At 54.2% G+C, this 16,405-nt stretch carries 15 protein-coding genes; all 15 read right to left on the minus strand.

Features of this window, described 5'->3' with window-relative positions:
• Positions 1 to 74: 74 nt before the first annotated feature.
• The 15 genes from INP77_RS07925 to INP77_RS07995 all read right to left on the minus strand — a co-directional run bounded on the left by INP77_RS07925 (position 75) and on the right by INP77_RS07995 (position 16,271).
• The gene (locus tag INP77_RS07925) at positions 75 to 3,704 is read right to left on the minus strand and encodes a TonB-dependent receptor (RefSeq protein WP_228518809.1); all 3,630 of its coding nucleotides are present in this window, start codon (positions 3,702 to 3,704) and stop codon (positions 75 to 77) included.
• A gap of 159 nt (positions 3,705 to 3,863) precedes the next feature.
• Positions 3,864 to 4,841 carry a FecR domain-containing protein gene (locus tag INP77_RS07930; protein WP_194748523.1) on the minus strand — a complete coding sequence of 326 codons (978 nt, stop codon included), beginning with the start codon at positions 4,839 to 4,841 and terminating at the stop codon, positions 3,864 to 3,866.
• On the minus strand, positions 4,831 to 5,355 hold the full coding sequence (locus INP77_RS07935) for a sigma-70 family RNA polymerase sigma factor (RefSeq protein ID WP_194748524.1): 525 nt from the start codon (positions 5,353 to 5,355) through the stop codon (positions 4,831 to 4,833). The genes INP77_RS07930 and INP77_RS07935 overlap by 11 nt, the downstream gene beginning before the upstream one ends.
• A 169-nt stretch (positions 5,356 to 5,524) precedes the next feature.
• On the minus strand, positions 5,525 to 6,013 hold the full coding sequence (locus INP77_RS07940) for a type II secretion system protein (protein WP_194748525.1): 489 nt from the start codon (positions 6,011 to 6,013) through the stop codon (positions 5,525 to 5,527).
• Positions 6,000 to 6,371, minus strand: coding sequence for a type II secretion system protein (locus tag INP77_RS07945; RefSeq protein WP_194748526.1), 372 nt, complete (start codon positions 6,369 to 6,371; stop codon positions 6,000 to 6,002). Before INP77_RS07945 ends, INP77_RS07940 begins: the two co-directional genes overlap by 14 nt.
• A gap of 3 nt (positions 6,372 to 6,374) precedes the next feature.
• The gene (locus INP77_RS07950) at positions 6,375 to 6,881 is read right to left on the minus strand and encodes a prepilin-type N-terminal cleavage/methylation domain-containing protein (protein WP_194748527.1); all 507 of its coding nucleotides are present in this window, start codon (positions 6,879 to 6,881) and stop codon (positions 6,375 to 6,377) included.
• Positions 6,882 to 6,902: 21 nt separating this feature from the next.
• Complete coding sequence (locus tag INP77_RS07955) at positions 6,903 to 8,855, minus strand: type II and III secretion system protein (RefSeq protein ID WP_228518810.1); 1,953 nt, start codon at positions 8,853 to 8,855, stop codon at positions 6,903 to 6,905.
• 8 nt (positions 8,856 to 8,863) lie between these two features.
• Positions 8,864 to 9,433 carry a hypothetical protein gene (locus INP77_RS07960; protein WP_194748529.1) on the minus strand — a complete coding sequence of 190 codons (570 nt, stop codon included), beginning with the start codon at positions 9,431 to 9,433 and terminating at the stop codon, positions 8,864 to 8,866.
• Positions 9,430 to 10,032 (minus strand): hypothetical protein, encoded by a 603-nt coding sequence (locus INP77_RS07965; protein ID WP_228518811.1) that lies wholly within the window; start codon positions 10,030 to 10,032, stop codon positions 9,430 to 9,432. Before INP77_RS07965 ends, INP77_RS07960 begins: the two co-directional genes overlap by 4 nt.
• Positions 10,020 to 10,532 (minus strand): hypothetical protein, encoded by a 513-nt coding sequence (locus tag INP77_RS07970; protein ID WP_194748530.1) that lies wholly within the window; start codon positions 10,530 to 10,532, stop codon positions 10,020 to 10,022. The genes INP77_RS07965 and INP77_RS07970 overlap by 13 nt, the downstream gene beginning before the upstream one ends.
• 11 nt (positions 10,533 to 10,543) lie before the next feature.
• On the minus strand, positions 10,544 to 11,452 hold the full coding sequence (locus tag INP77_RS07975; protein ID WP_194748531.1) for a hypothetical protein: 909 nt from the start codon (positions 11,450 to 11,452) through the stop codon (positions 10,544 to 10,546).
• Positions 11,433 to 13,121 carry a GspE/PulE family protein gene (locus INP77_RS07980; RefSeq protein WP_228518812.1) on the minus strand — a complete coding sequence of 563 codons (1,689 nt, stop codon included), beginning with the start codon at positions 13,119 to 13,121 and terminating at the stop codon, positions 11,433 to 11,435. The genes INP77_RS07975 and INP77_RS07980 overlap by 20 nt, the downstream gene beginning before the upstream one ends.
• 179 nt (positions 13,122 to 13,300) lie before the next feature.
• The gene (locus tag INP77_RS07985; protein ID WP_194748533.1) at positions 13,301 to 14,494 is read right to left on the minus strand and encodes a type II secretion system F family protein; all 1,194 of its coding nucleotides are present in this window, start codon (positions 14,492 to 14,494) and stop codon (positions 13,301 to 13,303) included.
• A gap of 15 nt (positions 14,495 to 14,509) precedes the next feature.
• Positions 14,510 to 14,965, minus strand: a complete 456-nt coding sequence (gene gspG, locus INP77_RS07990; protein WP_194748534.1) for a type II secretion system major pseudopilin GspG — start codon at positions 14,963 to 14,965, stop codon at positions 14,510 to 14,512.
• Between the two features lie 13 nt (positions 14,966 to 14,978).
• The gene (locus INP77_RS07995; RefSeq protein WP_228518813.1) at positions 14,979 to 16,271 is read right to left on the minus strand and encodes a TolC family outer membrane protein; all 1,293 of its coding nucleotides are present in this window, start codon (positions 16,269 to 16,271) and stop codon (positions 14,979 to 14,981) included.
• Positions 16,272 to 16,405 lie beyond the last annotated feature (134 nt).

A 16,405-nucleotide genomic window follows, 5' to 3' on the forward strand; every position in this document is an offset into this window, starting at 1 on the left:
GCTGGCGACGCAAAAAGCCTGACGTCGTTAACATAACTTTACTCAAAGGGCGTCAAATTGATTACTTTGAGAAGTTAATCGGGGGTGAAATGCCAGTTGAGACTAAACCAAACACCTCGAGGTGCACCTGGAGCAATAAAGTTTGTACTTAGCCAATCATTGGAATTGTGATTGTAGCCATCAGGTCCGATTGCCCCATCAATGCTCGGTGAAAATGGATTTCTCCCAAGTCTGCCTGCTGTAAAATACTCTTTATCAAGAAGATTATTTACCAACATGGTCGCAGTCCATTCCTTGCTGATTTTGTAACTGGTTTGAAAATTAAGAACGGCATACCCAGGAACAAAACCAGGATTACTTGTTGGCTGCCTCAATGCATTCCCAGCTGCGCCTAGGCCGCGGTTTTGAACCACACCTACCTTATGTTGATTATTTTCATTGCCTCTAACATAGCTGAATGAATGAGCAACTGCAGTCAAACCAACTGTCCATTTATCAGTAAAAGCATAGTTGACCGTTGCATTAAGATTATGCAAGGAGACGCCAGGCATCTTATCGCCAGGCTTAACTTCTATTGTTGGCCCATACCCGTCATTTAGATCTACAGAACTGCTATTGTCAGGGCTCATCATTCTAAAACTGTCTTGAAAGGTTGCATCTGTGAGTGCGTAATTGACGCCAAAGCCCCATCGGTCAACCTTACCAGAGAGACCAGCTTCAATGCCTCGTCGACGAGTATTACCTATACTGTCAAAAAAACCGCGACCATTCCCTACAGCAACAAAGTAAATATCATCTCTGAGATCCGTCTGAAATACTCCCAAATTCCACTGCGCATGCTGCCCCCATGCGCCTCGGATGCCCAAGTCATATGTTGTTGCATGAATTTGCGGCAAATAGGGGTCTCCTGAGAGTGTTGTTGGTAGTGTGCACTGCCGATTTTCAAAAATACTTTTAGGTGTATATATTGGCGTATCGCCAATACCATCACCGTTTGTATCTTTCAACCCCGTTTGGATAGGCGTCTTATCAAACGCGCAGCCTAACTCAATCACACTTGGCGTCCGCGTACCCTGTGCCCAGTTAGCATATACATTCAGCCGTTCTGTAGCTTGCCAAGTAGCGCCCAAAGATGGATTAAAAGAATAGAAGCTAAACTTCTCGGTTTCGGCAGGATCCAGTGTATTAACTAGTCTGGGAAGGCGATAATTTGTTTCAGGCTTACTTGACTGGCAATCGCCATCACAAATATTGTAATCGTCAGGTACATTGATTAAATCGCCAATCTCAAAAGCATTAATTCCGCTTCTAGCGGCGATTTTATTTTTCGTATGAGTTTGATTGTATCGACCAGATGCAGTGAAATGCCAAGTATCTACTGGACTCCATGTCTCACTAAAGTAAAGACTTTTAGTTGTATTGGTACCACTGAAATTGTTGTTTGCTAGAGAAACCAGCGCACCACCAAACATTGGATTTGCCTGTTCAGGGTCCAAATATGCGTTGCGGTTAGCATCAAGAAAACCCAGTTGCTGCGAATTAGTATAGTCAGCGCTCGCAGCATCGATAGATGCACCAATCATTAACTTATGATGCTCCAAATTCCAGTTAAACTGAATCGAGCCACCATCGACTAATTGATCAATTTGATTATCTGTAATCAATGCAGTGGGCGTACCTTCAACTACGCCAGGTTGACCTCGACCCGTTACGCTATCGACTCCACCTGCTCCGTCTACAAAAACAACATTTCCATTAGCATCTTTGTAGGTATACGCATGTCCTCCAGGAACGGATCCCGCCTGCACACCATTGGTCAATTGCGTTGCACGACAATTATCTAGGTTAGTTGGAGTCTTTAATACAACAAGGTTCTTGATAACGTTGTTATTGCTGTCAACAGTATAAAAATATAAATCAGTCAAAGAAGGGTCGATGATATTTTGACCAGATATTGCCTGCATCAACCAACTTGAAAAAGAAGATCCCCCAGCACCATAGAGATTAACAAGGTTTCCTGAGGGGTCGGTATAGGTCGGAATTTGCGGCAATACGTTCCCTTTGTTGTAATTATTTGACTCATAAAAACTTCGCCAAAAATTAAATGTTTGCTCGTATATTGATACATAATCAGGCGTAAGTGGCGTCCCTTGAAGTCCATCCTTAGTTGTTAAAGGAGCATTTAGATATTGATCAAATTTAGAACTAGTAATATTACCGGTGCTCAGATACTCCTGATAAAAGCTATAAATTACGGACTCAGGATCACCTGGATTTACTGGTCCATTAAAAAAGTCCTCCCCGGCTGTTTGATTTATCGGGATCAAATAATAATCTGGGATTTTATAGCCATACTGATTGGTGCTAGAAAGTAAACACGTATACTCCTCACCAGGGTTGGGCCGCCGCCTAGCTACCATTCCGGGATCATAACCAGTCATGACATCTGCCCCTTTCTGATGCCGTTTACTGTTTCTACGATAAATCTGCCCCGTCACCGTAAAACTGTCATTAACAAAATAACTTCCAGATAATTGAAACTGTCCCAAACGATTCTTTGTGGTATCGGGAGATGAGTACACGCTACTTCTATCTTGATCGTACATTTGAGATGGTAAAAGACCATTCCCAGTGAGATCAGTCTGAACCAATAAAGTACTTAGGTTCAAGTCCAGCTTATCGCCACGATAACTAGCTTTAGTGAAAAGCTGATTTACTTTACTTGGTGAATTTTGTCGCCAACCATCTTCTAAAAAGAAATTACCTGCAGCAAAAAGACCAACGGTACCGTTATTCCAACCACCCTCTACCTGTAACTGCTTACGCCCAAAAGAGCCAGTCAATACCTCTGCATCAGCACCTGCATTATTGAAGCCATCCTTCGTTTTCAAGGAAAAAGCTCCACCCAGAGTATTTAAACCAAAGATAGGGTTAGATCCTGGGAATACATCCACGCTTGCCAAAGCATTCATGGGAATCATGTCCCAGTTAACAATATCGCCAAATGGCTCATTGACTCGAATACCATCAATAAAAACGCTTAAACCTTGCGGCGTGCCAATTTGCGGACCAGCAGTAAAGCCTCGATACTGCACATCCATCTGAAATGGGTTGCCTTGATAATCATTGACCGTCACTGACTGAAGCTTGCGGTTCATGAGGTCGGTGATACTTAGAGAATGCGCCTCTTTAATTTCCTTGGCGGAAATACTTTGTACGTTGCCGGGAATTTCCTCTTTCGTCAGACCAAGTCCTGGCAATGGCCCAACTTCGTAAAAGCGTTTAGCCCGAACCTCAATGCCTTCCAGCTTGAGTGCTTTATCTTCTTTTTCTGGTGCGCCGGGGATAGGTTTGGCTTTTGGTGCAGCGCGGCGGAGTTGGTAGCGGCCGGATTTGTCTTGCACGACTTCTAGGCCGCTGTCTTTGAGCAAAGCCTCAAAGCCTTCTTGCACGCCGTATTGGCCTTTGAGCGCGGGGCTGCGTTTGCCTTGGGTGAGGATGGGGTCAAAGCCGAGCAGGATGCCGGATTCGGCGGCGTAGTCGGGCAAGGTGTCGCTTAAGTCTCCGGCCGGGATTTGATAGCTCTTTTTAGGCAGGCTGACATTGAGTGTTTCTGCCTGTGCATGCCAGGCAGAGAGCGCCAGGCTCACGCCTAGCGCTAGCCAATGGGGTGTTGTGTATCCTGATAGGGTTTTATTTTTCATGTGGGTAAGCACTTTCTGCATACGCATAATCTGTGTGATTACTGCTATGCCGAACGAGAAATAAAAACCGGAAGATAAAATTGCGTTTTTTTAAAAAAACCTGCAAAGATCGCTTGAGAAAACACGTTGTGAAGCGCTCCTCCACGACGGCATTGTGGGCTAGGCAGGACTGAGGGTGGTCCAGAAGCGTGTGAAACGCTCGACTTTGACGGGCAGGGTTTGCTCCAGGGTTTGCAAAATGGCAGGGATATCATTGAGCGGGAATGAACCGGAGATTTGCAAATCGGCCACGGCCGGGTCGCAGCGCAACACGCCGGACTGGTAGCGTGAAAGTTCGGCGGCAAAGTCTTGCAGGCGCATGGCGTAGACGACGATGAGGCCGTTGACCCAAGCCATTTCGGTGGCTTTGAGTTTGGTTTTGGCATAGACCTGGCTGGCGGAGAAGACCACAGACTCACGGGCGTTGACGCGCACCGGGGATTGTTTGCGGCCAAGGGCACGCACATCGACCATGCCGTCAAAGACACTCACTTTGGTGTAGTCGCGTTGCTGCTGTTGCCATTCGCGCACACTAAAGCGTGTGCCCAACGCAGTAGCCATGCCTTGCTTGGTGACTACGCTAAATGGGCGGTAAATACGCAGGTTTTCGTGGGCGGTTTCAACCAGAATTTCGCCACGCACCAGCTCGACAATCCGGTCAGTATTGCTGTAGACCACGTTAATGGCAGAGTGGGTGTTGAGGTGCACCAGCGTGCCATCTTCGAGCGTTAACTGGCGGCGTTCGCCGACTTCGGTGCTGATGTCGGCCAGCATGCCGCGCCAGGGTTGTTCGCGGTAGGCATAATAGCCACTGCCGCTGACCATGAGCAGCAGAATCAGTTGCTTGAGCAGGCGTCTGCGCTCGGCCGAAGGCGGAGCCTGCAGCGTGGCGAGTGCCAGCGCACCGGGCACTTTGCCAAAGTAAAGCTGTACGCGCTCAATTTGTTGCCAGGCACGGCTGTGTTCTTCATCGGCTTCTAGCCAGGTTTGCCAGGCGCGTTTGGCTTTTTCATCCATCTCGCCTGAGAGCCAACGCGCATACCAGTCGCTGGCTTGCTGCATAGCCGGGGTGACTTTTTGTGCGAGTTCAGGCCGCATTTGCGGGCTCTTGTAACAATGTCATGCATTGCAGCATGGCGGTGGAAACATAGCTGCCTACGGTGCGCACGGAGACGCCCAGACGCTCGGAAATTTGCGGATAGCTGGCCCCTTCAAGCTGGGCCAGCAAAAACGCGGTGCGGGTTTTGTGCGGCAAGCCATCGAGCATGATATCGAGCCGTACCAGCAGCTCGAGCATGATGGCGCGTGTTTCTGGCGAGCCGACTTCAGCCGGGGCCATGTAGGCCAGCGCTTCGAGGTAGGCGCGCTCAAGATCCCGGCGGCGCACATGGTCTACCATCAGGCCATGCGCAACCCGGCTCAGATAGGCACGCGGCTCGTTTAATACCGGCAGCTCGTGTTTGAGCAACAGATTGACAAAGGTGTCTTGCGTGAGGTCTGCCGCCCAGTTGGGGCAACCCAGACGCTTTTGTATCCAGGCGCGCAACCAGGCATGGTGCTCAAGGTAGAGCCCTCGAATCAAGCCTTGCGGGTTGGATAACTGACTGGACATGGCAACTCTCTTATCGGTGTTTAGGTCTATGAGTGGCAATATTAATGCCAGCCAGCTAACAAATTGAATTGATTGGTTTTTTCAATAATTCCCGGTTGTAAAACTGGCTGCACGCAACCAACTTACATCGTTTACAACCACCAGTTAAATCAACTTCAGTGCTAAAAGCTTAAAGCGCATTACGGCCACTGATGGGTTGTGGCAGATACACAAAATACCATTCACCGTAATAGCGCTTGTCATTGAGATGCTGCAACTCGCCGCGGTAGCCTTTGCTTTTAAAAGGCACTTTGTCCGACAGGCTGTATATGCCCATAATGCCGCCACTCGGCGCTTCGACGATGCCCCAGCCTTCACGCTGCGTGATCGGGTCCTGATACGGTTTGCGCAGATGCCGGCGCGGCGACGAGAAACGCTCATCGTTGTACAAAGCCTCCAGCGTCGGTGGAAAAGTTTTAATCACACCCGGCGTCTGGTTGTAATAACGGCCGATGGCATCGCGGTAGGCCAGGCCGACTTTGATCAACTCCTGCTCACGCTCGCGCATTACCTGCGTCTGCCAGCGTGTGGCAGCCTCCGACAAGATCAGGCCGCTCAGCATGATCAGCATAAACATGCCGATCAGGATAAAGCCCTGCGCTCGCCTACCACAAGGCATACGGGGTCCCGTCCTCTGCCAGCAGTGCCGAGCCGCTATGCACATCAAACACACTGCCCTGCTCGTCGATATTGGGCGGCAAGGTAATGACCCAAGTATCGGCACGCTCGGTGATCGGGTCGGGTGGCACAGACTTGAGGTATTGGCGCTCGACCAGCTCGTCCAGCGTTTCCGGGTAACGGTTTTTGTCGTTATAAAACTTGTCGATGGCGTCACGCATGGTGACCAGGTCATGACGCAAAGTGGTCTCTTTGGCGCGCTGCAACATGTGCATAAAGCGTGGCGACACGATGGTCAGCAACATGGCCAGAATCGCCAACACCACCAACATCTCGATCAAGGTAAATCCACGTTTCATTGCCTACCACTCACTGTAAGGTTGCTGGTTGATGCCAATGGCTGTTGAACGTGACGAAACGTCGTAGACATCTTTGGCCATGTCGTCGATGGCACCATCATAGGCACGGATACGCCAGGTATCGGCATTGCTGAGCTGTTGGTCAGTGGCAAACGGGTCGCGCGGGATGCGGCGTAAAAAAAACATTTTTTTCTTTTTGGTATCCTGGGCATTTTCGACGCCGGTGACAAGGATGGCCAGGTTCGGCGGATAGCCACTGCTCTCTGCGGTTTTTTTAATCAGCCCCTGGTCCACTGCATCTTTATAGGCATCAATGGCGTCGCGGATTTGCCACAAGGCGCGCTTGAGTTCGCGCTCTTTTTCGCGCTTGCCGTTGAGTTGCACCACCGGACTGGCCGCCGTCACCAGCAGTGCCAGCAATACCAGTGTCACCAGCAGCTCGACCAGGGTGAAGCCCTTGCTGCGTTTGGCGTAGGCGGGATTGGCAGAAAACAGTCGCAACGCAAACATGGTCAACTTATCTCAATGCCATCAGGGCTGCACCGCGCCACCATCGGTGCTGTTCATCATCTGGTTGGCAAATCCGCTGTCATTACGCATATTGCTGCTTTGCGTGCTTTGTGGTGTCACCACGGGCGCAGCGGGCGGGGTGGTGTCTACCGCTTGCACCGTACGCGCGCCGCCTGCCCCGACCGGATTCGCCGTCGCCGCCACCCCGGATGGAATCAGGCTGTACACCGCATTGGCCGGGCTCAGGTTATGCATGATGCGCGGCGTGATGAGCAGCACAATTTCGTTTTTACGCTTGTCCTGATTGTTGTTGCTGAACAGCCTGCCGATCAAGGGCAAATTGGCCAGGCCAGGCACTTTACGCTGGGTGCGCTGCTCGTCATCGCGGAACAGGCCCGCCAGGATTTGGGTTTCGTTATTGCGCAATTGCAGGGTGGTATTGGCGTTGCGGCTGCCAATGGTGTAAGCCAGTACACCGGAGCTGGTGGTGACCTGGTCAGTAATATTGCTGACCTCCATGCCGACCTTGATGCTGACCTGGTCCTGCATCTGGATCACAGGCTCCACATCGAGCTTGATGCCGACCTCGATATAATTCACATTCTGGCTGACAAAGCCTTGCGCACTGGCGACACTGGTCAGCACCGGGATCTTGTCACCGACATGAATCTTGGCACGGTCACGGTTTTTGACGCGGATTTTGGGACTGGCCAACAAATTGGTGTCGGTATCCTGATGCAACAAATTGAGCACCACAGCCGGATCGTTGATGGAAAACACGCCCAGCTTGCCGTTAAAGTTGCGCAGCTCGGTCAACGTTAATTTGCCCGCCTGTGGCTGCGTGCCACTCGTGCTGCCCGCAGCATTGCCCTGCACACCCACCCCAATCTGGCTAGGATACTGGATGCCCAGGTTTTCCAGGTTACGGCGGTTGATCTCCATCACTTCCACCTCCAGCATGACTTCCGGCTCATTGAGGTCTTGCGAGGCAATCAGCTTTTCGGCCACCTTGATGCGGTCCAGAGTGTCACGGATCACCAGCGTATTGAGCTTTTCATCCATATACACATCGCTGGCGCGCAGCACGGTTTTCATCATATTGAGCGCGCGCTTGGCATCCATGTGCGTCAGGTAAAAACTACGCACAAACAGCTCTTCATATTGCGCCGCACGTGATTGCGGGTAAATCAGCAAGGTATTGCTGTTGAGGATTTTTTTGCCTAGCTGGTGGCTGGTCAGGATCACCTCCAGCGCCTGTTCAATCGGTGTATCCCGCAGCAGCACATTGACGCGGATGCCATCACTGAGCTCCTGGTCAAACGAGAAATTCAAATCACCGGCCTTGCCCAGATATTCAAACGCCTGCTTGATTGGAGCGTTTTTAAGCTCCAGTGTCACTTTCTTTTTGAGCGATGACTGCAACGGCCGCACCACACTGCTGCGTTCGTTTTTCTTTTGTTCCAGCTGTTCAAATAACTGACGCGCTTCAGGCTGCGCGGGTTGCTCGGCCAATACGGTGCGCAAGCCAAACTCGGCGCCGGCCCAATCCTCGGCCGCAATCGCGCTTTTAACCTGCGTTAATTGCTGGTCGTGCTGGCGGGCTTGCGTGACTTTTTGCAAGCCATCACTGGCCGCGCGATTATTCGGTGCTGCTTGCAACACTTGTTCATAACCCGTCATGGCGGCATCGTATTGTTTGGCCTGCAACAAGCTATCGGCTTCCTGCAATTGCTTTTGCAGCTTTTTCTCCTGCAGCAAACTGAGCCAGTTTTTATATTGCGGCTGGCGTGGGTTTGCCTCTACCAGTGGCTGCAACAGCCGGATCGCTTCGTCATCCTGGCCGCGCGCTGCGTAGAGCCGTGCTTGCTCCAAGGCCGCATCGCCATTTTTTTCAGCCGCTTGCCAGTGACTGCAACTGAGCAATAATAGCGGGCTGCCGAGTAGCCACATCCAACGCCAGCCTGTTTGTTTCATCTGTTTGCTCAAAGCATTCCCCCATTTTCCAGCATCATTTCAAAGCGCTCTCCGGCATGTTGCAGCACCAGCCTGTGCTGATCCAGCCGCGTGACCCGCCACCCCTCGGCAAACCGGTCACCTTCACGCACCACATATTGTTGTTGTCCATCACTTAAAAACACCTGCCAGCGGCCTTCTTGCAGCAGGCGGCCGGCATAGGTATACGGGTTGACCGGCCCAGCTGCGGCTAAAGCTTCTGCAGGCACTGCTGGCGGCGGGAGTGCCGCAAACAGATTGACTACCGGTTCATCCATTTTTGCTTCATCGCTAGTCGGCGCATCCATCTTTGCCTTATCTCGCCCCGGGATGTCTGCATTCAACGCAGGCGGGGTACCCGTGGCGGGTAGCGCGTCGGTCAACGCGGCATGTAATGCAGGCAGCGCCTGCGACAAAGGTTTGCGCTGCTTGGCCGCTCCGGCAGGCATGACAGTCGCAGTGACAGGCGTGGACGTAGCCTCGGTGTCAGACTGACTGACCCACCAGCAGGCAACCAAGGTCATGGCAAGCGCGGCCACTAAGCCGATTTGCCGGTTCATGCTGGCCTCCGTTTGCGCGTATACAAGTTGAACTCAATATAGGCCTCCAGCCCGGCTTGCTGTACATCGGTGCGTTGCAGCTTAAATTGCGCCAGCGCCAGGCTGGGGTAGCGTTGCAAGACCAGCGCCAGAAAATGCCGCAGTTGCACATAGTCGCCACTCAAGGGCAGCTTGATGCGCTGCACATATAAATCACTTTGCGCAGTCGCGCCGGATTGAAACTCGGCGCGCTCAAACACCATGCCCATGGCATCGGCCAGGGCCAGAATCTCGGCACTGACGCGGTCGGCGTCTTCTTCACTGGGCCATTGCGCCAACACTAGCATGGGCTGCGGTAAGGCCTGATTGGCTGAGGATGTGGTCGGCCTGGCCGTTTGCGTCTGGGGGCTATGCCCGGCCGCTGGTGCGCGCAATCGCTGTTGCCAGTCTTGCTGCAGCCACCAGGCTTGTGCCAGCATGATCGCCACTGCCAGCGTCAATACCAGCAGGCCGAGTAACCAGGGTTGACGCCAGGGGCTGTGCTGCCAGGCAAACTGCAGGCGTGCCCACACGCGGCTCAGAGCCTCGCTACCATTACGCCGGGAATTTAAAACTGCCATGCGGCCTCCAGTTGCAAGCTGGTCATGCGCTCGCCATTGACCTCGGTGCTTTCGCTGCTATTGAGTTTGACGGCCGCCAGCGAGGCTTGCTGACGCAAACGCTCGACCAGAGCCCAGCCCTGCTGGCGTTTGTGTGCGAGCACCGTCATCCTGACCAGTTTGCGCTTGGCATCGGGTGCCAACTGCATCCAGTAAAGTTCAGCCTGTTGCGCGCGTTCTAGGTCATGCAGCAAAGGCAGCCACGGCGTGGCAATCTGCGCCTGCGCCTGCGTCAACTCGGCCTGCAAGGCCGGGCTGATAGGCGCAAGCTGCACCACCGGGGCTGGGCGGCTGGCAGACTGCCTGGCCAGCCACTGCTGCTGCAAGGCCTGATTTTGCTGGTTAAGGTGCTGATAAAGCGGTACCAGCACCAGCAATAGCAACAGCAAGATCAGGCCGAACGCACAAGCGACCGGGCCAGGCAGCCGACCGGCGGCATGATTAAAGTCCAAAACTGGCATGGCGGCACGCATCAGGCCAGACTCCACATCGGTTGACCCGCTGGCTCAGTCGTGGGTAAAACAATGACTTTAAACGGCGAGAAATCTTCTGGGCGCAGCCCTGCGAGTGCGGTCTGGGCCAGATAAACCGGCAACTGCGCCCGCTCAGGATGCAGGGCCTGCTCGCGCAACAACACCTGGCGCAAGGTATGCCGCCAATCGCTGTCAGGGGAATGGCGGTCTACCGGCAACGTGCGGATCTGCTGCCAGGCACCGTGTTGCAGGCAAGCCAGTGTCAGGCTGGTTGACTCACGGCAGACGATCCAGCCAGCCGCTTCACTGCCCTGCTTTCGCATCCACGCCAGGCTTTGGTTAGCCGAAAGTTGCCAGGCTGGCAGCAGTTGGCCGATAGGCAATCCTGCCGCATCAAACTCGCGATGTAACTGCGTCAGCAAGTCCTCGGCAATCGCATTGATCAAAAATGGCTTGCCATAGCCCGGGCACTGGCTGCGTAGCTGCGATGGCTGCGTCTGAGACCCAAACGCCTGCTGCAAACCATGGGCAAAATAGGCTTGCTGATCCGCACGGCTACGGATCTGATCTTGCCAGGGCAAGGCCAGCCAGCGCACAAATTGATTAGAGAGCACGACCACCACATGCCAGCGTTGCCCGGCATAGGTTGATAACACCAGGCGCAAGGTCTCCCACAATGGCGCAGATGGGGATGCAGCATGGGCATCACTGTGATCATCCACCGCATGCGCCGCGTGTTGCAGGCATTGCGCAGCGCCACCCAATCGTCCGCGCCGAGAGCACTCAAAGGCGACAATGCGGTCATGCGTGATCACTATGCGCAACTCTGGCGCAGTGTAGGCTTGCCACCAGCGGCGGCTGGCGGCGGCATGGCAATCGACGCCGGGCTCAGGCCAATGATGTAACACGGTTAATCTCCTGCAAGGTGGTTTCGCCCGCGGCCACCAGGGCCAGCCCGGATTCACGCATGGAACGGGTGCCGGTGGTGGCTGCCAGTGCCTTGATCTGGCTGATGGGGGCTTTGGATACGATGAGCTCGCGCATGCGGTCATCAAACAACAATAATTCAGCAATGCCCTTGCGGCCCTTGTAACCGCTGCCGTGACACTGGCCACAGCCCTGGCCTTTTTTAAACTGGTAATGGCTGGCGGTCGCCGGTGTGAGGCCAGATTTAGTCAGCAAGGCGGCATCAGGGTGGTCGTCCACCTTGCAATACGGGCAAATCACGCGGATCAGGCGCTGCGCCAGAATCACATTGACCGCCGAGACAAAGCTGTAGGCATCGACGCCCATATTGGTAAAACGGCCAATCACATCAAACACATTATTGGCATGCACCGTGGTCAGTACCAAATGCCCGGTGAGCGCCGATTGCACGGCAATTTGGGCGGTTTCGCCATCGCGGATTTCGCCCACCATGATTTTGTCCGGGTCATGCCGCAAAATCGAGCGCAAGCCACGGGCAAAAGTCAGGCCTTTTTTCTCATTGACCGGAATTTGCAAAACACCAGGCAGCTGGTATTCCACCGGATCTTCAATGGTGATGATCTTGTCCTGGCCCTGATTGATCTCGGAGATCATGCCGTAAAGCGTGGTGGTTTTACCGCTACCGGTGGGGCCAGTCACCAGTAACATGCCATACGGCGCCTCGGCCTGGGCGCGGATTTGCGCCAGCAAGGCCGGGGCAAATCCAAGGACTTCCAGGCTGATGCCCTGTGCCTCGCTGAGGGCTTTGCGGTCGAGCACGCGCAACACCGCATCCTCGCCCAGCACACTGGGCATGATGGACACGCGCAGGTCAATGTCGCGGCCCAGCGCATGCACCTTGCAGCGTCCATCTTGCGGAATACGGCGCTCGGCAATATCCAGCTCGGACATGACTTTGATGCGCGAAATGGCCTGCTCGGCCTGCATCACGCCATTCAAACCGCCGACTTCGGTGAGCACGCCGTCAATGCGGTATTTGACACGCAAGCCTTGCAGCGTTGATTCGAGATGGATATCACTGGCCCCGGCCTTGAGCGCGTCGTACAAGGTAGAGCGTACAAAACGCACCACCGGGCTACTGTCTTCGCTGATGGATTTGAGCGAGAGCTCTTCAACCGGCGCCTCTTCTTCATGGCTGGTAGCATCACCCGCATGCACCTGATCCATCGCCCGCATTTGCGCCTCGTGAAACTGCAAACAGGCCGCAATATCATTGCGATGCGCCAGTGACCACTGCACCGGTTGCCGCACCAAATGCTGCAAGCGTACCTGCAAGGCCTCGTCAAACGGGTCGGCCATCAGCATATGCAAAGACTGATCCTCCGCTTGCATCAGGATCACGTGCCAGGCATTGGCGTCATTGAGGCCCAAGGTGTCAAACATGGGCTGCATGGCATGCATGGCCAGCGCGGTCTTCACCGGATAGTGCAGCCAGCGTCCTAAGGCCTCGACAAAGGCATCGGCGGCCAGGCCACTCAGTGATTCCAGCACCTCGACCAGCGGCCGGCCGCTTTGCGCGGCCAATAGTCGCGCCTGCTGCAGCAAGTCGCCGGACAACACGGGGGCCTCGCCCAGGGGCTGCTCCAACATGGATAAATCCTGCATATTCATTTTAAGCTTGCATCCCGTCTACAACCTCTATCCTCTGACACGACCATCCTCTACCACGCCTACTAAACCGCACCTCTTTTTGGGGGCTCATGACTCAATCGAGATTTTTCATTTGCGGTGCTGATTATTCAATCGAAACTTGTAATATGCGGCGCTCATTATTCAATCGCGCCGGCCAACTCAAAAATCGGCATATACATCAACACCACCACCAGCCCGACAATGAGGCCGATGATGACCATCAGTGCCGGTTCCAGCAGCTTGCTAAACCACTCAACGCGGCGCGCGGTATCCTCGTCATAAAACACCCCAATCCGCCCCAGCATCTCGTCCAGCTGGCCGCTACGCTCACCCACGCGCAACATGCGGTTGGCGATAGAAGTGGTCAAACCATGCACCTCCATGGCACCAGACAGCGGCTTGCCTTCACGCACGTCAGCGATCACCTGCTGCAAGGCGCGTTGCATCTCTAGCGGTAACAGAGACTGCACCATGCCCAGGGCAGTCAACAAGGGAATTCCTCCCTGTAACAACATCCCCAGCGTGCGGTAAAAGCGGGCCAGTTGATAAATGCGCAAGGCCTCGCCCAAACTCGGGATCTGCCAGATTTTTTTCATGATCCAGGCCTGGCAAGCCGGACGCGAAAACACTAACCACAGCATCGCGATACCACTGATGGTGCTCAATAACACCAGCTCGCCATGCCCTTGCAGCAACTGCCCCCAGCGCAGCAGCATCTGGCTGGCCCAGGGCAGCTTGTCGCCACCACTTTCATAAATCGTGCTAAAGCGCGGCACCACATAGCCCAGCAGAAACAGCACCACCAGCCCACCGACCACGATGAGCAATACCGGATAAATCGACGCTGAAATGATTTTTTTGCGGATGGCATCGACCTGGGCCTGATAAGCAACATGGCGTTTGAGCGCCTGCGCCATATCGCCGGTGCGCTCGCTGGCACGGATCAAGGCGACATACAAAGGGCTGAAGACCGCGGGTTGCAAAGCCAGCGCCTGCGACAACGGCAAACCCTCATACAAGGCTGTCCGTAAAGCGGTCAGCACGGCTCTTGAGGTCTCTTGCTGCTCTTTCTCGGCCAGTCCCTCAATCGCCTCTATCAAACTCAGGCCAGACTCCAGCAGCGCCAGCAACTCCTGGCTAAACAAGCTGAGCTGAAAGCTGCTCTTTTTGATCGGCCATTGCGGAAGCGCCCATGCCCGACGCGGCTGGCGCACCTGCAAGACGCCATAGCCACGCGCCTGCGCCTGCTGACGTGCCGCCTGCGGGTCGGCCGCCTCCAGCGACATCCAGCTGACCTCGCTGCCCTGCAATACCTTGAGCTCAAACTTCATGACGAGATGGCTGCTTTACCAGTTACCCACATCGCTATCGGCGTCCTGCCCCCCCGCCGCGCCATCGCTGCCCAAGGTCCAGACATCGTAATCGCCATGCTCACCGGGCGCGCGGTATAGATAAGGCCGCCCCCACGGATCAGCGGGTACGCCTTTGGCCAGATAAGGCCCCTGCCACTTGGTCTCGCCACTGGGTGCCTGATTCAGCGCCGCCAGCCCTTGCTCAGTCGATGGGTAATGCCCGGTATCCAGCCGGTAGGTGTCCAAGGCACGTGACAAGGCCTCAATTTGTGCTTTGGCGGTTTTGGTTTCAGACTTGCCGATCTGCGCAAAGTACTTGGGGCCGACATAGCCAGCCAGCAGACCGATAATCACCATCACCACCAGCAGTTCCAGCAAGGTAAACCCCCGGTGTGTGTCTGGCGCAGGCGTGGCCCCTGAACGGATTGCAGATTGATTTTTTTTGGACATGATTTACCCCCGACTACTTGGTCATAAACAATTGGCTCACGCGATTAAGCGTGTCCAGTGACAACAAACCACTGCTGAACTGCAAGTTCACCCAGTCGCTAATCAGGCTGTAATAAGCCTTGGTCAGTGCCAGCTGGTTGTTAAACAGCTTTTGCTGGGCTTCCAGCACTTCGTGGTTAGTTTTAAATCCGGCAAAAAATCCTTTTTGCGTGCCATCCAAGGCCACCCTGGCCGACTGCACCGCCTGCTGGTAAGCCGTGACGGATTGTTGTTGTGCGTGCAGACTCTGGTAGTACTTGCGCACATTGAACTCCACCTCGCGCAACTTGGCGGTCATGGTTTCTTCACTGGCAGTCAGGCGGCTGGCACTCTGTCGCACATTGGCACTCACATACCCGCCCGCGAACAGCGGCACATTCATTTGCAACGCCAAGGTGGTCGTGTCAAAACGCGAGCCCAAGGTGTTATTGCTGTCGTTCTGGCTGTAAGAGCGCACACCGACCAAATCCAGCGTCGGATAATGCCCGGCCTGTTTTTTCTCGACATCCTTTTTGGCAACCTCAATATTCTGGTAGGCCGCCGCCAGCTCAGGGTGGTGTTGCCGGGCCAGCGCCAGCCAGGTTTCCAGCGGATGCTCGGCCGGGCTGAGCTGATTCAAGCCATCGACCAGCAGCTCGGCAGACAAGACATGGGTGCTGCCTGTCAGAATCTGCAGGCTTTGCTGACTGGCCTGCAAGTCATTATTGGCTTGCAAGTGCTCCACTTTAGCCACATCAAGGTTGGACTGCGCCTCACTCACCTCGACCACCGTGCCACTGCCGCGCGCATAGCGCTGTTCCGCCTGTTGCAATTGCTGGCCGACCGCCTCCAGCTTGCGTGCCTGCACCGTTACGCGGTCTTGCGCGTATAGCGTCTCCAGATAAACCGACACCAGCTTGAGGATCAGCTTTGCGGTTTCCTGCTCCAGCAATGATTCCTGCGCACTCACATAAGATTTGGCGCCGCCATACATGGCGAGCGTCTCTTTGTTGTACAGCGGTTGCCTGACCGAGAGGCTGTAATTTTCGAGTGAATAATCAAGTTCACTATTGACGGCCCCCAGCGTGGTTTGCGTCGTGCGATCCGTATTGCCGCGCCCCTTAAGCAATCCCAGTTGTACCTTGGGGTAAAACATTGCGCGCGCCTTGGTCAACTCTTCACGCTCGGCCTCGGTATTGGCCAGCGCAGCCCGGTAGTCTGCATTATGGGTCGCCGCCAGTTGATACAGGCTATTGAGGTCGGCCTCGGCGATGACTATCCCTGGCAACGATAAGCCTGCAAGGAGGCAGACCAGTCTTAAAATCCGGAATAGACGCAAAAATATAAATAGAGAGACATATAAAGCAACCGCCATTGGAAAATACGTTATCAGTGAGTGAGCAGGATAAAGTGCAAGGCGCA

This window comes from Methylophilus sp. 13 (genome assembly GCF_015354335.1).
Lineage (GTDB): Bacteria > Pseudomonadota > Gammaproteobacteria > Burkholderiales > Methylophilaceae > Methylophilus > Methylophilus glucosoxydans.